Origin of the sequence: Paenarthrobacter sp. NPDC057355, assembly GCF_042667405.1 — a bacterium.
In the GTDB taxonomy this organism is placed as follows: domain Bacteria; phylum Actinomycetota; class Actinomycetes; order Actinomycetales; family Micrococcaceae; genus Arthrobacter.
This window is the reverse complement of record NZ_JBHVAL010000014.1, coordinates 92,055-112,398: the sequence shown is the minus strand read 5'-3', so window position 1 is coordinate 112,398 and position 20,344 is coordinate 92,055. Positions and strand designations below refer to the sequence as shown.

General features: G+C 63.0%; 19 protein-coding genes. 11 read left to right on the top strand and 8 right to left on the bottom strand.

Annotation, left to right across the window (positions count from 1 at the left end):
• Window positions 1-214: 214 nt before the first annotated feature.
• On the bottom strand, window positions 215-1,810 hold the full coding sequence (locus tag ACFUOZ_RS15475) for an NCS2 family permease (RefSeq protein ID WP_377549672.1): 1,596 nt from the start codon (window positions 1,808-1,810) through the stop codon (window positions 215-217).
• Window positions 1,811-1,816: 6 nt separating this feature from the next.
• Window positions 1,817-2,311 carry a nucleoside deaminase gene (locus ACFUOZ_RS15470; protein ID WP_377549670.1) on the bottom strand — a complete coding sequence of 165 codons (495 nt, stop codon included), beginning with the start codon at window positions 2,309-2,311 and terminating at the stop codon, window positions 1,817-1,819.
• Window positions 2,312-2,712: 401 nt separating this feature from the next.
• Here ACFUOZ_RS15470 and ACFUOZ_RS15465 point away from each other — a divergent pair, with 401 nt between their 5' ends.
• Window positions 2,713-4,053, top strand: a complete 1,341-nt coding sequence (locus ACFUOZ_RS15465) for an 8-oxoguanine deaminase (protein WP_377549668.1) — start codon at window positions 2,713-2,715, stop codon at window positions 4,051-4,053.
• Between the two features lie 116 nt (window positions 4,054-4,169).
• Here the strand turns inward: ACFUOZ_RS15465 and ACFUOZ_RS15460 are convergent, their stop codons facing one another.
• From ACFUOZ_RS15460 to ACFUOZ_RS15450, 3 genes are all read right to left on the bottom strand, one after another.
• On the bottom strand, window positions 4,170-5,159 hold the full coding sequence (locus ACFUOZ_RS15460) for a hypothetical protein (RefSeq protein WP_377549666.1): 990 nt from the start codon (window positions 5,157-5,159) through the stop codon (window positions 4,170-4,172).
• 34 nt (window positions 5,160-5,193) lie between these two features.
• Complete coding sequence (locus tag ACFUOZ_RS15455) at window positions 5,194-5,619, bottom strand: hypothetical protein (RefSeq protein ID WP_377549664.1); 426 nt, start codon at window positions 5,617-5,619, stop codon at window positions 5,194-5,196.
• A gap of 568 nt (window positions 5,620-6,187) precedes the next feature.
• Window positions 6,188-6,364: a hypothetical protein gene (locus tag ACFUOZ_RS15450; RefSeq protein WP_018778855.1), complete on the bottom strand. Its 177-nt coding sequence runs from the start codon at window positions 6,362-6,364 to the stop codon at window positions 6,188-6,190.
• Between the two features lie 369 nt (window positions 6,365-6,733).
• Between ACFUOZ_RS15450 and pucL the strand changes: the two genes are divergently transcribed.
• Together pucL and ACFUOZ_RS15440 are read left to right on the top strand one after the other, a co-directional pair.
• Window positions 6,734-7,648 (top strand): factor-independent urate hydroxylase, encoded by a 915-nt coding sequence (gene pucL, locus ACFUOZ_RS15445; protein WP_377549662.1) that lies wholly within the window; start codon window positions 6,734-6,736, stop codon window positions 7,646-7,648.
• A 167-nt stretch (window positions 7,649-7,815) separates the two neighbouring features.
• Entirely contained in the window at window positions 7,816-9,318 is a 1,503-nt protein-coding gene (locus ACFUOZ_RS15440) for a nucleobase:cation symporter-2 family protein (RefSeq protein ID WP_377549660.1), read from the top strand.
• A gap of 153 nt (window positions 9,319-9,471) precedes the next feature.
• Here ACFUOZ_RS15440 and ACFUOZ_RS15435 read toward each other — a convergent pair whose 3' ends face one another.
• Window positions 9,472-10,227 (bottom strand): IclR family transcriptional regulator, encoded by a 756-nt coding sequence (locus tag ACFUOZ_RS15435; RefSeq protein WP_377549658.1) that lies wholly within the window; start codon window positions 10,225-10,227, stop codon window positions 9,472-9,474.
• Between the two features lie 221 nt (window positions 10,228-10,448).
• Here ACFUOZ_RS15435 and ACFUOZ_RS15430 point away from each other — a divergent pair, with 221 nt between their 5' ends.
• Genes ACFUOZ_RS15430 through ACFUOZ_RS15415 form a run of 4 tightly spaced genes read left to right on the top strand, consistent with a single transcriptional unit; the run spans window position 10,449 to window position 15,571 of the window.
• On the top strand, window positions 10,449-11,849 hold the full coding sequence (locus ACFUOZ_RS15430) for an NAD-dependent malic enzyme (protein WP_377549656.1): 1,401 nt from the start codon (window positions 10,449-10,451) through the stop codon (window positions 11,847-11,849).
• Window positions 11,850-11,883: 34 nt separating this feature from the next.
• A complete protein-coding gene (aceB, locus tag ACFUOZ_RS15425; RefSeq protein ID WP_377549654.1) occupies window positions 11,884-13,482 on the top strand; it encodes a malate synthase A in 1,599 nt (532 codons plus the stop codon).
• The gene (locus ACFUOZ_RS15420) at window positions 13,482-14,744 is read left to right on the top strand and encodes a DUF6986 family protein (protein WP_377549652.1); all 1,263 of its coding nucleotides are present in this window, start codon (window positions 13,482-13,484) and stop codon (window positions 14,742-14,744) included. The genes aceB and ACFUOZ_RS15420 overlap by 1 nt, the downstream gene beginning before the upstream one ends.
• Before the next feature lie 14 nt (window positions 14,745-14,758).
• Entirely contained in the window at window positions 14,759-15,571 is an 813-nt protein-coding gene (locus ACFUOZ_RS15415; protein WP_377549651.1) for a bifunctional allantoicase/(S)-ureidoglycine aminohydrolase, read from the top strand.
• Between the two features lie 84 nt (window positions 15,572-15,655).
• Here ACFUOZ_RS15415 and ACFUOZ_RS15410 read toward each other — a convergent pair whose 3' ends face one another.
• Window positions 15,656-15,811, bottom strand: a complete 156-nt coding sequence (locus tag ACFUOZ_RS15410) for a hypothetical protein (RefSeq protein WP_377549649.1) — start codon at window positions 15,809-15,811, stop codon at window positions 15,656-15,658.
• A gap of 104 nt (window positions 15,812-15,915) precedes the next feature.
• Window positions 15,916-16,227 carry an MmcQ/YjbR family DNA-binding protein gene (locus tag ACFUOZ_RS15405; RefSeq protein WP_377549647.1) on the bottom strand — a complete coding sequence of 104 codons (312 nt, stop codon included), beginning with the start codon at window positions 16,225-16,227 and terminating at the stop codon, window positions 15,916-15,918.
• Between the two features lie 51 nt (window positions 16,228-16,278).
• Here ACFUOZ_RS15405 and ACFUOZ_RS15400 point away from each other — a divergent pair, with 51 nt between their 5' ends.
• From ACFUOZ_RS15400 to ACFUOZ_RS15385, 4 genes are all read left to right on the top strand, one after another.
• Complete coding sequence (locus tag ACFUOZ_RS15400; protein WP_377549645.1) at window positions 16,279-16,638, top strand: VOC family protein; 360 nt, start codon at window positions 16,279-16,281, stop codon at window positions 16,636-16,638.
• Window positions 16,639-16,764: 126 nt separating this feature from the next.
• Window positions 16,765-17,349 (top strand): DinB family protein, encoded by a 585-nt coding sequence (locus ACFUOZ_RS15395; RefSeq protein WP_377549643.1) that lies wholly within the window; start codon window positions 16,765-16,767, stop codon window positions 17,347-17,349.
• 147 nt (window positions 17,350-17,496) lie between these two features.
• The gene (locus ACFUOZ_RS15390) at window positions 17,497-17,997 is read left to right on the top strand and encodes a sensor histidine kinase (protein WP_377549641.1); all 501 of its coding nucleotides are present in this window, start codon (window positions 17,497-17,499) and stop codon (window positions 17,995-17,997) included.
• 107 nt (window positions 17,998-18,104) lie between these two features.
• Window positions 18,105-20,285, top strand: coding sequence for a transglycosylase domain-containing protein (locus ACFUOZ_RS15385; protein WP_377549639.1), 2,181 nt, complete (start codon window positions 18,105-18,107; stop codon window positions 20,283-20,285).
• Window positions 20,286-20,344 lie beyond the last annotated feature (59 nt).

The window sequence follows — 20,344 nt, the reverse complement described above, 5'->3', positions numbered from 1 at the left end:
GAGATTCCATAGGAACTGAGAGTTCATAGGAACGGGGGCAAGGGCTTCATCTCCCTGCCCCCGTTCCCTGACGGAGCGTCGGCACCCGGCCGCCGCCCGCCGTCGTGCCCGGTTAAAGGGACCACGACGACGGACGCCTATTCGTGCGGTGGGTCCGACGGACCGCCGATCAGAGTGCCGGAAGGGACCCGCCGGCGCGGGGTTCGGTGGGCTGTCAGATCCCCATCAGTGCATTGATGGGCCCGCGGGCGAAGTAGATGATGAAGCCCGCCGTGACCGCCCACATGAGCGGATGGACTTTCTTGGCCTTCCCCGATGCCGCATTGACCACGGCGAAGGAGATGAAGCCGACGCCGATGCCGTTGGCGATGGAGTACGTCAGGGGCATCGTGACGATGGTCAGGAAGGCCGGGAGGGCGATCGCGAACTTGGTGAATTTGATCTCGCGGATCTGTGCCATCATCATTGCGCCCACCACCACCAGCGCTGCGGCTGCAACTTCGAGCGGAACCACGGAGGTCAGCGGGGTGAAGAACATCGACCCCAGGAACAGCACACCCGTGACGACGGAGGCCAGGCCCGTGCGGGCGCCTTCACCAATGCCCGCAGCCGAGTCGATGTAGACGGTATTGGACGAGCCCGAGGTTGCGCCACCCACCACTGCACCCATGCCCTCGACGATGAACGCGGACTTCAGCTTGGGGAACGTGCCGTCCTTGTGGGCCACGCCTGCGCTCTTGGCCAGGCCGGTCATGGTGCCCATGGCGTCGAAGAAGTTGGTGAACACCAAGGTGAAGACCAACATTGTGGCAGCGAGTCCACCGATCCGGGCGAATGAGCCAAAGAGGTCGAACTGGCCCACCAGGCTCAGGTCCGGAACGGACACCAACTGGCCGGAGAGCACCGGCGTGTTGAGGTGCCAGCCGCCGGGGTTGTCGGCGGTGCCCGGACCGATCCGGAACACGGCCTCGGCAACAGCGGCGAGGACGGTCGTAGCGACGATGCCGATCAGCAGGCCGCCCTGGATCTTGCGTGCCACGAGGATACCCATGACCAGCAAGCCGACAATGAAGACAAGGGTGGGGATGGAGGTGATGGATCCATCGTTGCCCAGCTGGACCGGCGGGCCGCCCTTGGTGGGACGGACGAAGCCGGAGTCCACGAAGCCGATGAAGGCGATGAACAGGCCGATGCCGACTGTGATGGCGGCCTTGAGTTCCTTCGGTACTGCCTTGAAGATCGCCGTCCGGGCGCCCGTGGCTCCGAAGAGGACGATCAGGATGCCGTTGATGACCACCAGGCCCATGGCTTCGGGCCATGTGACCTCCTGGATCACGGCGACAGCCAGGAAGGAGTTGATGCCCAAGCCTGCTGCCAGGCCGAAGGGAAGGTTGGCGACCAGGCCGAAGACGATGGTCATGACGCCGGCGGTCAGGCCCGTGACGGCGCCAACCTGTGCTGCCGAGAGCCAACCACCTGCCACATCCGTGGGTGCGTTCTCTGCGGAGAACCCGCCCAGGATCAGCGGGTTCAGGATCACGATGTATGCCATGGTGAAGAAGGTGACCAGGCCGCCTCGGAATTCCCGGGCCAGCGTTGAGCCGCGCTTGGTGATCTGGAAGAACTTGTCCAGGAAGTGAGGAGGCTTCTGGCCGTTGCCGTTGGCGAGGGCGTTTGCCGTGTGCTTTGCTGCCGTGGGCTCTGCGCCGTTGTCCCCGTTGGGGAAGAGCGCAGCCTGCTTTTCAGCTGCTGTCTGCTTTTCAGCAGGGTTCCGCCTATCTGCGGTATCCAGGATTTCCATGTCAGCCACCGGGCCCTAGTAGTCAATCCTGGAATCAAGCGTGTTCCATGTGTTGAACGGCTGGAGGGCCTCCGGAGCCTGGGGGTCGCCCAGTTCCAGCTTGGCTACCGGCATCAGCGCGTCCCGGTTGTTGTTCTCGAAGTACTCGTAGAAGACGGCGTCATCGAAGCCAACGGATGCGGCGTCGTGACGGTCTGCGGCAAAGAACACGCGGTCGACGCGTGCCCACAGCGCGGAAGCCAGGCACATGGGGCATGGCTCGCAGCTGGTGTAGAGGGTTGCTCCGCTGAGGTCGAAGGTTCCCAGTTCGCGGCAGGCGTTACGGATGGCCGTGACTTCTGCGTGGGCTGTGGGATCGTTCGTGGCGGTGACGCGGTTGACGCCTTCGAAGGCTCGTCCGTCCGCGGTGACAATGACGGCGCCGAACGGGCCTCCACTGTTCAGGACATTGGCTGTTGCCAGCTCAATGGAGGTGGCCAGGAATTGCTCGGCCGTGACGGTTGTACTCATGTTGCGACTTCCTTAGTGCTGTGGAAGCCGGGTGACCGTTGGGGGGCGCTGCAAATAGAGCTCCAGTTAGCTTGGTTACCAGGCTTCAGCATGTGCGTTGAAGGTTAAGTTGCGCCTGGTAGATAGCTTCCCGAAGTCCGGGTGCCCGCCTTTGGCAGTTAGAGCGTAGCACCACGTTTGTGAGCCGCGCCATAGTTTTTTGAAAACTTTATTTCGTCATACGAAATTAGCTAACCCAACTGTGTGGTGGCCAAATGTGACCGGCTGCGGGCGTTGACTGCCGCCGTCGAGCATCCTACTCTTTCTGGACCGGCGCCTTTCTGGCGACCGGCGCCTGGATCAGCAGACAGGGCCTAACTGAGCTGGAACGCATACATGCCGACCAGACAAGGAACCTGCGCATGCTTTGGATCAAGAACCCACTGGGAATCTTCACCGCAAACGACCTCGATGCCGGCAACGGGTTGGTGGTTTCCGAGTCCGGCACCATTCTGGAACTCGTACCATCGGGCGCTCGCCCAACGGTTCCCTGCACCGAGTTCGATGCCTCTGCGCACGTGGTGTTGCCGGGGCTCATCAACACCCATCACCACTTCTACCAAACGCTCACCCGCGCTTGGGGACCGGTGGCCGACGCACCGCTCTTCCCTTGGCTGCAGAACCTCTACCCGGTGTGGGCGCGGCTGACCCCCCGCAGCCTGGAGCTCGCAGTGCAGGTTGCCCTGGCGGAACTCCTGTTGTCCGGGTGCACCACCGCCGCCGACCACCACTACCTCTTCCCGGATGGCATGGAGGACGCGATCGACATCGAGGTCGCCGCCGTCCGCTCCATGGGGATGCGGGCCACCCTGACGCGCGGCTCCATGACCTTGGGAGAGGACGACGGCGGGCTGCCGCCCCGGACCACGGTCCAGTCACCTGAGGCGATCCTTACGGACAGCGAGCGGCTGATTCGTACCTACCACGAAACGGGTCCCGGCGCTTCCGTCCAGATCGCACTGGCTCCTTGCTCGCCGTTTTCCGTGACCAAGGAAATCATGGCCGAATCCGCGGTCATGGCCGAACGGTACGACGTCCGGCTGCACACCCACTTGGCCGAAACCATTGACGAGGAAGACTTCTGCCGGTCCATGTTTGGCCTGCGGACCGTGGATTACCTGGAATCGGTTGGCTGGCTCGGGTCCCGGACCTGGCTGGGCCACGGAATCCATTTCAACGACGAGGAGATCGCCAGGCTGGGAGCCGCGGGCACCGCCGTCGCGCATTGCCCAACCTCCAACATGAGGTTGGCAAGCGGAACAGCGCGCGTCCTGGAACTTGAGGCAGCGGGTGTCCCAGTGGGGCTGGGTGTTGATGGATCGGCGTCGAACGATGCTTCGAACATGATCCTCGAGGCGCGGCAGGCCCTGTACCTGCAAAGGCTTCGCTACGGCGCATCGGTTCCTGTCTCGCGCGCACTTGGCTGGGCAACTCGTGGTTCTGCCGCAGTGCTTGGGCGCTCGGACATCGGGCAGCTGGCTCCCGGCCTGCAGGCTGACTTGGCCCTGTTCAAGCTCGATTCCCTGCGCTTCTCCGGAAGCCACGATCCCGTTGCCGCCCTGTTGCTCTGCGGCGCCGACCGGGCCGACCGGGTGATGGTCGGAGGTTCGTGGCGCGTTGTCGACGGGGCGATTCCTGATCTGGACGTCGCTGGGCTCATCGCGGAGCACTCTGCGGCGGCGCGGAAGCTGGTGGCCGGGTAGTCTTCACGCGAAAGCGCCGGAACGCGCCCATCTCGCAGGGAACGTTCCGGCGGTTTCGCAGCTTTCCAGCGATCTCGCTGTTGGGTCGCGTCGATCTCCAGCGTCGACGCGGCCGGCTAGATGGTGATCTTGTAGATGTGGTGGGTGTACTCGTTCGCGAACGAATCCGTGAACTTGCCGCCCTGGACCGGGATCGTCCGATTTTCGCCCACAACCTCCACCTGCGTGCCGGTGATTCCTGCAGGCAGGGTGAAGGTCTTGGACCCAGTGGTACCTTTCAACCCGATGCCTGCAAAGAGGTAGGCACTGCCGTCTTTGGCTTTGAGCATGGTGTCCACACCTGGAACGCCGGCGTCCCACACATAGCTCTGTGTGTTGAGGACTGGAGCGAGCGCCTGGACACGACCCAGGGCAGCCTTGATCTTTGCCCTACGGTCAGCTGGGATATCCACCAGCGAATAGTTGCCGAACTGCGAATCGTTGTTGTGCTGGAAGATGCTGATCCCATGCGCCTCATGGATGATGCCGGACCACATGGCGCCTTCCATCTGCTCGGGCGTAATGGTGCGTGCCCCGGCCTCTGAAAGATACGGACGGGCCGATTCGACAAAGATCCAGTTCGGATGGACACCCGGTGAAGCCTGGTAGGTCCGCATGCGGTCTACCTGCCACCCATAGGAGGCGGCAGTGGCAACGTTTGCGCCGGATGGCCAGGATGGGGACCTCCCAAACTCATAGGCAACATGCGGGGAGGTGTACGAATAGTTGTCCACGCTCGCGGCGTCCACCACCGCCAGGAAGTCATCCATGGTCCCCAACGCCCAGAAGGAGCCGAGGATACCCTTGGAGTAATTCGCGAACATGGCCCGGCCATCCCCATAAGCCCGGAAGGCGTCGATCTGCCGCTTCATGTCGGCATAGTTCTCATTCGTGTTGCTACCTGAGCATCCCAGACCCATGTCGCATTCGTCCCCTCCGGACCAGCCGATAACCCCAGGATCATTGCCGGCATCTGAGCGACTCCACTCCGAGTTGAGGATGGCCAACATTCCGGTGCTCGTGACCTTTGAGACTGCCGATCCGTCGTGCTCAGTATTGAAGAACACGTTCACGCCTAGATCTTTCAGGGCCGCCGCGTGATCAGGTTTCCCATACCAGACCGATACCGGGAACAGGTTCGGGTTGTTCAGTTTGGCGGCTCCAGGGAATTTCGACCAATACGTCGGTCCGCCATCCCAGGGAACCCGGGCCAATGCACCCAGATTTCCGCTGCTGGGGGTAGGAGTTGGGGTGGGGGTCGCCGTTGATGTTGGTTCCGAGGTTGGAGTTGGCGTGACTGTTGGCTCCGGTGTCACTGAGGGGGTTGACGTCGGCTCCGCGGTTGGCTCCGCCGTCGACGTGGGCTCCGCCGTCGAGGTCACCGTAGGCGTAACGGTGGGCTCCGCCGTCGAGGTCACCGTAGGCGTAACGGTTGGCTCCGCCGTCGGTTCCTCGGTTGGCGAACCGGTCGCCGTCGACGTTGCAGTGGGGCTTTCGGTGGGCGGGGGCGTTCCCGGGTCCGTGCACCCGGCGAGCGCCAACGCGAGCACCGCCCCGAGCGTGAAAATAGTGGGTTTCATGACTTTGATTTCCTTTGGGTAGCAGCTGCGAACGAAGCTGCTGCGTTGCCGGATCCCCACTCCCGGCTCTCTTTGTCTCCTGCAGGGCAGGGTTTATCAGCCGGGATCCATGTCCCGGCACAGCTCGATGACGAGCGTCAGTCTTTGCCCGACCTGCTGCAATACGACACGTGCGGACGGATATCCGGCGCCATCGAGCCAGCAAGTGCGGCCCGCAGTGGGGTCGCAACGGCCCATTTAAGAACCCGGAGGGCGGCCGTCAGCCCAGCTTACGTGATTCACGCCACACGCCGTCGGAATGTGACGCGGCCGCTTTCGGGCCAGCCCGATATCCCGCGGGCGGGCGAAAACGCCGGAACACGTCCATTTCGCAGGGAACCTTCCGGCGTATTGGCAGGCTTCCCGCGGTCTCGAGAGCGGAGACGGCCGGGCACAACAAAGCGGGCGGCACCTCCCCAGGTACCGCCCGCCTCGTTGGCTCTGTTGCGCAGAGTCCGCGCCCGTGATGCAGGAAATCAGGGGCGCTGCCGGCCGAACACCGGGAGCGCGCGGAGCCAACGGGAGAACCCGCCGGCTTTGCGGTCGCAGTCGGCCGGAATGTAGAAGTCCGGATCTGTCGCACCGAAGGGCAGGTACAGTTCCTGACCCGGTGCCGGGAATTCCACGACGCTGTTCGTATCCTTCGAGTCCATCTGTTCCTCCTCTTTCTCGTGCACAGTTTCCGCTCTTCGGAAATCTTTTATTGTTATGTGGAAAGTCTAAGCAGTCGGGAATCGAGCCGTCAAGACCTTGCAACCGCCCTCAAGAAGTTGCCCCGGTCACATTTGGCTGCTTCATAACGATCTCCCGGAACCCGTATACACAAGCCGAAACCATGCGCTACTCTCGAATCAGTTCGTGGCGTAGGTCACGTAACCTGAGAGCAGCAGGCAGGGTCGTAATGAGCTGGCATCCATGGATGCCGGCTCTTTTTTGTTGGGTCGGCTCCACCAGAAACGCAGTGGAAACACGCGCTTAATTTCATTGATGGAACGTAGGTTCCACCTCACAGAAGTTGGGATATGACCATGAGCAACAACATCGTCCTTGGCGAAAACCAGTACGGCAAAGCAGAAGTACGCGTCGTCAAGGTCACTCGGGATACAGATCGCCACCACATCGAAGACCTGAACGTCACCTCGCAGCTGCGCGGCGATTTCCAGGCCGCACACCTCGAAGGGGACAACGGCCACGTCGTCGCCACGGACACCCAGAAGAACACTGTTTACGCATTCGCACGTGAGGGCGTAGGCTCGCCGGAATCCTTCCTGCTGCGCCTCGCCGATCACTTCACTGGCGGTTTCGACTGGGTCACCGGCGGCCGCTGGGAAGCCGAAGCTTACAGCTGGGACCGTATCCAGGCCCACGGCGAGGGACACGACCACAGCTTCGTCCGCAACGGACAAGAGGTGCGTACCGCCGTCGTCGTCCGTGATGGCGCAACTACCCACGTGATTTCCGGCCTCAAGGACCTGACCGTCCTCAAGACCACGCAGTCCGGCTTTGTCGGCTACCCGCGCGACAAGTACACCACACTGCCGGAGACCACCGACCGCATCCTGGCCACCGACGTATCCGCCCGCTGGCGCTACAACACCAACCTCGATGCAGCCGGCACGGACTTCAACAAGAGCTACGACGACATCAAGGCACTCCTGCTCGAAGGCTTCACCGAGAACTACTCCCACGCCCTGCAGCAGACGCTGTTCGACATGGGCAAGAAGGTCCTTGAGGCACACAGCGAAGTTGCCGAGATCAAGTTCTCCATGCCCAACAAGCACCACTTCCTGGTTGACCTGAGCCCGTTCGGCCTGGACAACCCCAACGAGGTCTTCTTCGCCGCGGATCGCCCGTACGGCCTCATCGAAGCAACGGTCCAGCGCGAAAACATCGACGCCGCACCCGTTGCCTGGAGCGGCATCGCCGGCTTCTGCTAAACCGCACCCCCTTCGGAGTTTTTGTACAGGTAATGCCCTTAAGCGCCCCCTTTAGAGGCATTACCTGTACAAAAACTCGAACCCAAAAGCCCCACAATTCAAAGATTTTGTTAGCCAGACACAGTTAGCCAGACGAAGACGTCTGCCATGAACCCAGAAAGTCTGCCATGAACATCAAGAAGAAATCCCGCCCCGCGAATACCACCTCGTCCAACGAGCCACAGCGGCCCGAGGACAAGCGCCTCTCCATCGGAAGCACCTTCGCCTACGGCTTCCAGCACGTGCTCACCATGTACGGCGGAATCATTGCCCCACCGCTGATCATCGGCGCAGCTGCAGGCATGTCCTCGCAGGATATCGGCCTGTTGATCGCCGCCTGCTTGTTTGTCGGCGGCTTGGCCACCATCCTCCAGACAGTCGGCATTCCTTGGTTCGGCTCCCAGCTCCCGCTGGTCCAGGGTGTTTCCTTCGCCGGCGTTTCCACCATGGTGGCGATCGTCCAAGGCGGCGGCGGGATCCAGGCGGTGTTCGGCTCGGTGATCGTGGCATCACTGATCGGCCTGGCCATCACTCCCCTGTTCTCCAAGATCATCAAGTTCTTCCCGCCGGTGGTTACCGGCACGGTGATCACCACCATCGGCCTCACACTGATGCCGGTGGCGGCAAACTGGGCCATGGGCGGCAACGCCAAGGCCGACAACTACGGCAGCATGGCCAACATCGGACTCGCAGCGGCCACCATGGGCGTGGTTCTTCTCCTGAGCAAGGTTGGCAACGCCGCCATCTCACGGCTCTCGATCCTGCTGGCCATGGTCATCGGCACCATCATCGCTTTCATCGCCGGCATGGCCGACTTCTCCAAGGTTGGCCAGGGCGACATCGTCGCTTTCCCCACTCCGTTCGCCTTCGGTGCTCCGACCTTTGAAATTGCCGCGATCATCTCCATGCTGATCGTCATCCTGGTGACGCTGACGGAAACCTCCGCGGACATCATTGCGGTGGGCGAAATCGTTGACACCAAGGTGGACTCCCGCCGCATCGGTGACGGCCTCCGCGCAGACATGCTCTCCAGCGCCATCTCCCCGCTGTTCAACTCCTTCACCCAGAGCGCCTTCGCCCAGAACGTTGGCCTCGTTGCCATCACGGGCATCAAGAGCCGCTTCGTGGTCAGCGCCGGCGGCCTGATCCTGGTTGTCCTGGGCCTCCTGCCGATTCTTGGCCGGGTTGTCGCAGCCGTTCCGACGCCCGTCCTGGGCGGTGCCGGCGTCGTGCTTTTCGGTACGGTGGCCGCAAGCGGTATCCGCACCCTGGCCAAGGTCGAATACAAGAACAACATGAACCTGATCATCGTGGCTGCCTCGATCGGCTTCGGCATGATCCCCATCGCAGCCCCGAAGTTCTACGACCAGTTCCCGTCCTGGTTCTCCACGATCTTCCACTCGGGCATCAGCTCGGCAGCTGTCATGGCGATCCTGCTGAACATCCTGTTCAACCACTTCAAGGCAGGCAACTCGGACAACCAGTCGGTGTTCGTCGCCGGTACGGACCGCATTGTCAGCGAAGAGGACATCAAGTGCCTGAGCGAAGGCGACCGCTTCGAGAACGGCAAGCTCATTGACGCCGATGGCAACGAAGTCCCGCTCAAGACATCCAGCGCCTCAGAGCACTAGCTCGGTCCGCGGGTGAGAAGAGGCGGCAGTGTTTCCTTGGGGGACACTGCCGCCTTTTGTCGTGCAAGGGTCGCCGAGAAGACAAAAGATGGCAATGTTCGCGGGGAACATTGCCATCAAATGCCAACTCGGCGCAGGGCCGGGAGGGGGTGTTTAGTTTTGGTTCAGCTCCGCGGAGATCGCCTTGGCAGCCTCGCGCAGCATGGGCACGGCCCGGTCGGCGAAGCTCTGGTCCACACGGGTGATCGGGCCGGAGACGGAGATGGCCGTTGGAGTCGGAGCGTTCGGCACGGCCATGGCGAAGCAGCGTACGCCGAGCTCCTGCTCTTCCTCGTCGATGGAGTAGCCACGTTCGCGGATGAGCTTCAGGTCCGCCAGCAGGGAGTCGATGTCCCCGATGCTCTTGGCTGTGGGGGTGGGCATGCCGGTGCGGGCCACAATGCCGCGCACAACCTCGTCGTCCAGCTGCGCCAGGATGGCTTTGCCCACGCCGGTGTCGTGCGTGTGGGCGCGGCGGCCGACCTCGGTGAACATGCGCATGGAGTGCATGGAAGGAACCTGGGCCACGTAGATCACCATGTCGGAATCCAGGACGGCCATGTTGGACGTCTCGCCGAGCCGCTCCACCAGCGTCTTCAGCTGCGGACGGGCCACGGCGCCGAGCTGCTTGCTGGCACCTTCGCCCAGGCGGATGAGCCGCGGGCCCAGGGCATAGCGGCGGTTGGGCAGCTGGCGGATGTAGCCCAGCGACACCAGCGTGCGCAGCAGCCGGTGGATGGTGGGCAGGGGCAGGTCAGTGGACGACGAAAGTTCGCTCAGGGTGACATCGCCGCCCGCGTCCGTAATCAGTTCCAACAGTTCAAAGACGCGCTCAACGGACTGCACGCCTCCGGAGGCTTTTTCAGCCATTCCCTTGTCTCCAATGACTCAGATTCCGACAACTCTTATCCGCATCGTGAAAAGAATTGCTTAGAACACCCAAGATACAGCACACGGCAACGGTGCGCGACGACACCGAACATGACCAAGCAAGGGGTTGTGTTTCCACTTTGTAGATAATAATATCCATAATACGAAAACATTCAGTTTGGAACGGCGGCCCGGGAACGGGCCTTACAGGAGGAATTTCAATGGCGAATCCGAGCCCCGGAAACTCGATCACCCTGCGCGTCGCCGCACCGTCGAGCTTCACCGCTACCAGCGAACTGGCAGCAGCCGTCGGCGCAGCCGGTGCCGCGATCACCGCGCTGGACGTCACGGAATCCCACCACGAGACGATCGTTGTCGACGTCACCTGCAACACCACCGACGACGACCACGCAGCCCGCGTCAAGGACGCCCTGAACGCCCTCGACGGCGTCACCGTCCAGCACGTCTCGGACCGCACCTTCCTCATGCACCTTGGCGGCAAGCTCGAGGTCGTCCCCAAAGTAGCCCTCCGCAACCGCGACGATCTTTCGCGTGCCTACACTCCCGGCGTCGCCCGTGTCTGCATGGCGATCGCTGAAGACCCGGCCGCCGCCCGCAACCTGACGGTCAAGCGCAACACCATCGCCGTCCTCACCGACGGATCGGCTGTGCTGGGCCTTGGCAACATCGGCCCCGCCGCCGCGCTTCCGGTCATGGAAGGCAAGGCCGCGCTGTTCAAGCAGTTCGCGAACGTCGATGCATGGCCCGTCTGCCTTGACACCCAGGACACCGAAGAGATCATCAAGATCGCCAAGGCCATGGCACCGGTCTACGGCGGCATCAACCTCGAAGACATCGCAGCGCCGCGTTGCTTCGAGATCGAGAACCGCCTCCGCGAAGAACTGGACATCCCGGTCTTCCACGACGACCAGCACGGCACCGCGATCGTCACCCTCGCAGCCCTGGTCAACGCCCTGCGCGTCGTGGACAAGAAGCTCTCCGAGGTCAAGATCGTGGTTTCGGGCGTCGGCGCCGCCGGCTCGGCCATCATCCAGCTCCTCAAGGCCCAGGGCGCGCAGCACATCGTGGCAGCCGGCCGCTCCGGTGCCATCCACTCGGGCGAAAAGTACGACGACGAGCACCGCAGCTGGATCGCCGCGAACACCAACGAAGAAGGCTTCTCCGGAACCCTCCACGATGCCCTCAAGGGAGCCGACGTGTTCATCGGCGTCAGCGCCCCGCACGTTATCGGCGAAGAGCAGGTCGCTTCGATGGCCGAGGACGCGATCGTCTTCGCCATGGCCAACCCGACGCCGGAAATCGATCCCGTGATCGCTTCCAAGCACGCAGCCGTGGTTGCTACGGGTCGCAGCGACTTCCCGAACCAGATCAACAACGTGTTGGCCTTCCCCGGCTTCTTCCGCGGCCTGCTGGACGCAGGAGCTTCGGACATCACCCCGAACATGTTGGTCGCTGCCGCCGAAGCCATCGCCAACCGGGTAGCTGACGAGGAGCTGAACGCGAGTTACATTATCCCCAGCGTCTTCGATCCGCATGTTGCCGCCGATGTAGCGACCGCCGTAGCCAACGCTGCGCACGCCAACGCCGCCAGCGCTCTCTAGTACCGGCGCACACGAGAAAAAGGAATCCGCTCACATGGCTATCACAGTCACCGATCCCCGGCCGATCGATCGCGCCGAGGAAATCCTCACCCCCAAGGCTTTGGCCTTCATCGAGGAACTTCACACCCGTTTCGCGGGAACCCGCAACGAGCTCCTCCAGGCCCGCAAGGCCAAGCGGCAGCAGGTTGCCGAGACGTCCCGCCTGGACTTCCTCCCGGAGACTCAGGAAATCCGCGACGGCGACTGGAAGGTTGCCCAAGCACCGGCCGCTTTGCAGGACCGCCGCGTTGAAATGACCGGCCCCGCAACCCCCGCCAAGATGGCCATCAACGCCCTCAACTCCGGCGCCAAGGTATGGCTCGCCGACCTCGAAGACGCATCCACCCCCACGTGGCCCAACGTCATCGACGCGATCCTGAACCTGCGTGACGCCGCTCAAGGCACCCTGAGCTACACCTCCCCCGAGGGCAAGGAATACCGCCTCCGCACGGACGCTCCCCTGGCAGTGGTTGTGGCCCGACCGCGTGGCTGGCACATGGAGGAAAGCCACCTGCTGATCGACGGCGAACCCGCCGTCGGCGCGCTGGTTGACTTCGGCTTGCACTTCTTCCACATCGCCAAGCAGCTGCTCCTGAACGGCCACGGCCCGTACTACTACCTGCCGAAGATGGAGAGCCACCTGGAGGCGCGCCTCTGGAACGACGTCTTCGTCTTCGCCCAGGACTTCCTCGGCGTCCCGCAGGGCAGCATCCGCGCCACGGTCCTCATCGAGACCATTCCTGCCGCCTTCGAGATGGACGAGATCCTCTACGAACTTCGCGACCACGCCTCGGGCCTGAACGCCGGGCGCTGGGACTACCTCTTCAGCATCATCAAGTACTTCCGTGATGCAGGCGAAGAATTCGTCCTCCCGGACCGCGCCACCGTTGCCATGACCGCTCCGTTCATGCGCGCCTATACCGAACTCCTGGTCAAGACCTGCCACAAGCGCGGAGCCTTCGCCATGGGTGGCATGGCCGCCGTCATCCCCAACCGCAAGCAGCCTGACGTCACCGCCGCGGCCTTCGAGAAGGTCCGCGCCGACAAGACCCGGGAAGCAAACGACGGCTTCGACGGCTCGTGGGTTGCGCACCCGGACCTGGTCTCCACCTGTCGCGAGGTGTTCGACTCCGTCCTTGGAGACCGCCCAAACCAGCTCGACAAGCAGCGTCCCGAGGTGAACGTCACCGCCGAGCAGCTGATCGACGTCGCCTCCGCCGGTGGTACCGTCACCGAAGCCGGCCTGCGCCTGAACCTCTATGTCGCCGTCGCCTACACCGGAGTCTGGATCTCCGGCAGCGGCGCCGTGGCCATCCACAACCTCATGGAAGACGCTGCGACGGCGGAAATCTCCCGCTCGCAGGTGTGGCAGCAGCTACGCAACAAGTCCATCCTTGCGGACACGGGCAACACCGTAACCCGCGAACTCGTGACCCGGATCCTCGGCGAAGAGACCGAGCGCCTGCGCATCGAATTCGGCGACGAGAACTTCACCAAGTACTACGAGCCCGCGTCCAAGTTGATCGAGGACATCTGTCTCTCCGACGAGTACACGGACTTCCTCACCACGCCCGCTTATGAGCTGGTGGGCTGATGAGTTCACTATCCTCTTCCGATCTGGCCCACATCGACGCACAGCTCGCCGCCACGGACCAGTTGCTTGACCGCAACTACCCCGGCGACGACGGTTCCCGCCAGCCCATCCACACCGTCTACGTCCCCGCCGACCGCTTCACGCCCACTTTCGTGGCTGATTGGGGCGCCCAGGCACTCGCGACGGCGGAGGCTCACGGAGGCCTCGAAAAGCTCGGTCAGTTGTTGGGCCAGGAGCCCGACCTGGCTGCCGCTGTCGCGGCCCGGGTTGCTGCCAAGCTCGCTTCCGAGCCCATCGAGGACCTGCGGTTGGACTTCGAGGATGGCTACGGCGACCGTGGCGATGAGGCAGAAGATGCCGACGTCGTTGCTGCCGCCAAGGCCGTTGCTGCTGCGGTTGCGGCCGGGACGGCTCCGCCCTTCATCGGCATCCGCTTCAAGTGCTTCGAGGCCCCCACCCGGGCACGCGGCGTGCGCACGTTGGACTTGTTCGTGTCCACTCTGGCTGAGGCCGGCGAGCTCCCCGAAGGGCTGATCCTCACCCTGCCCAAGGTCACCACGGTGGCCCAGGTCCAGGCCATGGATTACGCGGTCTCCCGCCTCGAGGAGGTCCTCGGACTCCCCGCCGGACGACTCCGCTTCGAGGTACAGGTGGAAACCCCGCAGCTCATCCTCGGCGCCGACGGGACCTCGCCCGTGGCCCAGCTACCCCACGTGGTACCCGGCCGTATCAGCGCCCTGCACTACGGAACCTACGACTACAGCGCGTCCCTGGGCATCTCCGCGGAATACCAGTCCATGGAACACCCGGTGGCCGACTTCGCCAAGGAAGTCATGCAGCTCGCTGTTGCCGGCACGGGCATCCGCCTCTCCGACGGTTCCACCAACATCATCCCCGTGGGTGACGCAGTGGAAGACGCCTGGAAGCTGCACGGCCGACTGGTCCGCCGCTCCCTGGAAAACGGCTACTACCAGGGCTGGGATCTCCACGCCGCCCAGCTGCCGAGCCGTTTCTCGGCGTCGTACGCTTTCTACCGCGAAGGCCTGCCGGCAGCGGCGCTGCGCCTGCGCAACTACGTCGAGCGGACCGAAGGCGGCGTCATGGACGAGCCCGCCACCGCCCGTGCCCTTGCTGGCTTCGTCCTCCGCGGCGTCCAGTGCGGCGCAGTGGGGACCGACGAGGTCAAGGCTCTTGCCGGCGTCGAACTTTCACAACTGACCGCGCTGGCGCACCCGCGGCTGGCACAACCGACTTCCCACTGACAGGAGCATTTCGCATGGGCAACTATTACTACCCGCAGGGCGGACTGCCGCCGCAGACCCACCTGACCACCGAACGGGCGATCGTCACCGAGGCGTACACGGTGATCCCCAAGGGCGTCATGACGGACATCGTCACCAGCAACCTGCCGGGCTTCACCAACACGCGGTCCTGGATCATCGCACGTCCGATCTCGGGCTTCGCCACCACGTTCTCGCAGCTGATCGTGGAGATCGCTCCGGGCGGCGGCGCTCCGAAGGCTGAGTTCGAGTCCGGCGTCGAAGGCGTTGTTTTCGTCACCAAGGGCCAGCTCAACCTGACCCTCGACGGCGAACTGCACCACCTCGAAGAAGGCGGCTACGCCTACCTCGCCGCCGGTGCGGAGTGGGGCGTGGAAAACGTGTCCAACGACATCGTTTCCTACCACTGGATCCGCAAGGCCTACGAGCGACTCGAGGGTTACGAAGCCAAGTCCTTCGTCACCAACGAGAAAGACATCGAGCCCACGTCCATGCCGGACACCAACGATGTCTGGAAGACCACGCGCTTCACGGATTCCACCGACCTCGCGCACGACATGCAGGTCAACATCGTCACCTTCCAGCCCGGCGGTGTGATCCCCTTCCCGGAGACCCACGTCATGGAGCACGGCCTGTACGTCCTGGAGGGCAAGGCCATGTACTTGCTCAACAACGACTGGGTTGAGGTGGAGGCCGGCGACTTCATGTGGCTGCGCGCGTTCTGCCCGCAGGCTTGCTACGCGGGCGGCCCGGGCGAGTTCCGGTACCTGCTGTACAAGGACATGAACCGCCAGGTGAAGCTCACCTAGCCTTTGGTTTGCCGCCGAGATCGCCGGAACGCTGCCTGTTCGTAGGGAAGCTTCCGGCGATTTCGTCGTTTTCCGGCGGTTTCGCTAGCGGCGTCGCCGTCCGACGGCCAGCCCGGCCCAAAAGGCCACGATCAGCCCGACGATCACCGCGATCAGCCCCAGCAAAGGCACGACGGCGGCCGGCAGTTTCCGTGCAGGCCGCGGTTGGTCTTGTTCCCCACGTGTGTTGTTGTCCCCCATGCGGCCGAGTCTAGCCTGCAGCGCTGCGCCGAAATCGCCGCAACACTGCCACTTCGCCGGGAAGGTTCCGGCGATTTCGTCGTTTTCCAGCGAGGTCGCGGGCCTCACCCCAACGTCGAGGCTCCGGCGATCCGGTACGACTCCTGGAGCAGCTCGGCGAGTTCGTCGGCGTCGATCCTGTCCAAGTGGACCAGGACCAGGTTCGGGGATCGATCGTGGTGCGGGGTCCAGAAGTACGTCTCCGGATCAGTACCCGCGAGGGCTTCCCGTTCGTCCGTCTTCACCGTCAGCACACCGTCTTCCCAGAGTCGGGCCATGAGCGTCTTAGCGAACCACGCGGGTTGCCCCCAACTGGGCCGCTCGGTGACCCCAGGCAGGCCCAGGCAGATCTCACGGACGTCTTCTTCTGTGACCATGGTTCACTGTGGCACCCACCTGCCGCCGGAACAAGGGACTACGCTGGGCACATGTTGACCATCGGCAGCACGGTTCTGGGCGTCAACAACATTGCCCGCGCAACGGAATTCTGGCAGGCCGCTTTGGGCTACGTACCCCGCGAGCCGGGCGATGACACTTGGGTGATCCTGGTGCCAGCCGCTGGACCCGGCGCACAACTCGCCCTGATGTTCAGCGAAACCCCGATCCAGGAACACCCCCGGATCCACCTGGACCTGTATGCGGATGACCAAGCCGCCGAGATCGAGCGGCTCATCGAACTGGGCGCGGGGCACGTGGACTGGGACCTCTACCCGGAAGACCCTGACTTTGTGGTTCTGGCAGACCCTGAGGGCAACCGCTTCTGCGTCATCGACAAAGGGCCGCGCTAGCACCGCCGTCGGGCATCTCGAGGTCGTGGGAGAGCTGCGGGCGAGCCGAAACGTTCCCCACTCCCGCGCAGGTTTCCGGCGAACCCGGCGGACCCGGCCCAGCACCCTGTCGGTAGAGTGCTCACCATGGATGACAAAACAACGTTGCTCAACTATCTCCGGACCCGCAGGGCTGACCTCCTGGGCAAAGTCCAGGGCCTCAGCGAATACGATGTCCGCAGGCCCATGACCCCCACGGGAACCAACCTGCTGGGCCTGGTGAAACACGTTGCCGGTGTGGAGCTGGGCTACTTTGGGGAGACGTTTGGGCGGCCGAACGGGCGGGAGCTCCCCTGGTACGACGACAAAGCCGAACCTGACGCAGACATGTGGGTTCCGGCAAACGAGAGCATCCAAGACATCATCGACCTCCACCACTACTCCGCCAAGCACAGCGACGCCACTATCGAGGAACTGCCCCTGGACGCGCCTGGCGTAGTGCCATGGTGGTCCGAGGAGAAAAGGAACGTCACCCTGCACCAGATCTTGGTGCACATGTGCGTCGAAACGGCCCGCCACGCAGGCCATGCGGACATCATCCGGGAACTCATTGATGGCCAAGCTGGACAGAGGCCCAACGACCCCAACATCCCTCAACGGACCGCAGAAGAACTGGCCGCACACCGTCAGCGCATTGAACAGGCTGCCCTGGAAGCAGACGGGCGGCTCTAGCGAACCCGCAGAGTCCCCAGCCCGCAAGCCCGCCCCGCAAACTTGATCCGAAATTGAGCTAATCGAAAAGGTTCCTTGATATAGCCGCGCCACGCTGGAATCAAGCGGAATACCAATACAGAGGCCTTCCGACAACGAATTTCCGGTATGGAACACAAAGACGTGGGGGAACCAATGGAACAGGCAGCAGCTCCAACAGAAGTAAGGGCAGTCCGGGGCATCATCCAGGATCAGAACCCCGTGGACTTCTACGCTTTGGGTGTCGCAGGATGCATCGACCGGCTCGCTGCACCGCTCCGCCGAGCCGGTGTCACCGTCCACTGGCAGACTCCCCATCACGGCATCGAGATCTCCTCTTCCGCGGCGGCCCTGCTCTACCACGTGGCGCAGGAAGCCTTCAGCAATACGCTGAACTACGCGAACGCCGCTGAACTGACCGTGCGCCTCAACGCCGTGTACCACGGCATCCAACTCACCATCACGGACGACGGCGACGGCTTCGAGATCCATGCGGCCCCCAGTGGGCGCCGGCACGGCTTCGGGCTGCTGTTGATGTCCATAGCAGTTCACGACGCCGGTGGGACAGTCGACATCGACTCCAGCGTTGGGCGGGGCACCAGTGTGCGGGTGACGCTGCCGCTGGATTGAGTCCGATTTGGGACCATTATTGGGTACCTGACCCATGGAACAACGGCCGTTCCGGACGTATTCTGTAGCTACTTTTCAGCCTGGCATCCCTACGGATTGGCACGCAAATGGCGCGGAAAAACAAGCGGCCTCTGGGTCTGGGCAGGGTCCTTTTGAGGGTCTTCGGTTTCTTCTTCGTGAGCCTGCTATGTGGAGTTTTGATCTCCGGCTTCGTGGTCCCCGTGGTTGCTTTCACCAGCACCACAGTGGGTGGATCCATAGGGTTCTACGAGAGTCTTCCGAGCCAACTCGATGTCGAGTCGCCTTCTCTTTCCAGCACCGTGGTCACTGCTGACGGCCAACACATTGCCACCTTCTACGCGGAAAACAGGGTTAAGGTTCCCCTTGAGGACATGTCGCCCTTTATCCGCGAAGCGATCGTGGCCATCGAGGACAGCCGCTTCTACGAGCATGCCGGTGTTGATGCGCACGGAATCATGCGGGCCCTGAGCTCCAATCTGACCAAGGGAACCAAGCAGGGTGCGTCCACACTGACTCAGCAGTACGTGACCAATGTGCTGAACGAATCCCGGCTGTCGCAGGGCCGCCCCGAGGACGTAGTGCTCAGCGGCGAGAAGACCGTGGGCGACAAGCTGCGCGAGATTAAGCTCGCCTTGGAACTGGAGAAGCGCTTCAGCAAGGACCAGATCCTTGAGGGGTACCTGAACATCGTCTTCTTCAACCGGAATGCCTATGGCATCGAAGCCGCGTCGCGGTACTTCTTCAGCACCTCCGCTGCAGACCTGACGCTGCCCCAGGCTGCACTGCTGGCCGGGTTGGTGAATGGTCCAAGCATCTACGACCCCACCGTTGACCCCAAAGCAGCATTGGCGAGGCGCAACCTGGTCCTTGACCGGATGCTGGAGCAGAAAAAGATCACGGCCGTCGACCATGGCGTTGCGGTAGCCACTCCGGTGGAGCTGCAGATTACCCCGTCCCTGCAGGGTTGCGCCGGGGCTTCGATCGCCACCTACTTCTGCGACTACGTATCGCATCTCATCCTTAACAATGAGGCCTACGGTGATACGGTCCAGGACCGCGAGCGGTTGCTTTACCGCGGCGGCCTCACCATCACCACCACCTTGGACAGCAGGCTCCAAGCGATCGCACAGCAACAAGTGGACGCGTCCGCCGGTGACAATCCGGACAAATGGGGCGCTGCCATGACCACGGTCCAGCCCGGCACGGGCAAGATCCTCGCGATGGCGCAGAACACGGTGTTCGTACCCCAGGACGGAAAGTTCGATACCCAATTGAACTTCAACGTCGACGCCAAGGATGAGAACGGCTACGACCTCAACGGTGCCGGCGGCTTCCAGCCCGGATCCACCATGAAGCCGTTCATTTATGCGGAGTGGCTCAACGAGGGCAAGAACCCCACTGCTGTGGTGGATGCCTCCCGGAGGGTATACCCCGTTGGCTTTCCCTGGCGTTCCAGTTGCGGCAAGGTCCTGGGTGGCTACAGCACCGCACAAAAGGCCCAGAACCTTGGGGCGGATGACGACCTCCAGAACAACGACGCCGGCTACTACCGCCCCATGCCCATCAATTACGGTCTCTACAACTCCATCAATACGGCAACGTTTGCCACGGCGGCCCAGCTGGACTTCTGCGGAATCCAGCGCATGGTGGATACCGTTGGCCTCCACAGCGGACTGGATAATGCACCGATCAACATGCACCAGATCGGCAACCTCCTGGGCTCCATCGGCGTCGCGCCCGTTGTCCTGGCGAGCGCCTATGCGACCTTCGCCAACGACGGCACGTACTGTGAGCCGATCGCCGTCACCGGGATCAGCGACGCCCAAGGACGGGAGTACGAAGCCCAGACGCCCGAATGTCGCGACGCCGTGAAGCCGACCGTAGCGCGGGGTGTCAACGCCGTTCTGCAGGACGTACTCAAGCTGGGGTCAGGCGTCTATATCGAACCGAAAGTCCAGAGCAGGGGCCCGGTAGCCGCCAAAACCGGCACGTCCAACAACAACGGGGCAACGTGGGTGGCCGGCTACACTACGGCGCTCGCCACGGCGTCGTTCTTTGGAGACACCACGGCGGGACAGCAGCGGGCGGGCCAGAACGTCACAATTAACGGAAAGTTCTATAAGTCCTTGGACGGCTACATGATCGCCGGACCGCAATGGGCCAACTACATGATGGAAGCCACGGCGCTCTACCCGGGCGGGCCTTTCCCGGCACCGGCTCCGCCACCCCCGCCACAGCCCAGCACTGGTCCTCCAGCCACGCGGTAAGCCGGGAGACCCTGCGTTGCGAGGCCTGCTCTGCGCCCCAAGTTGTCTCCCAAGCACGC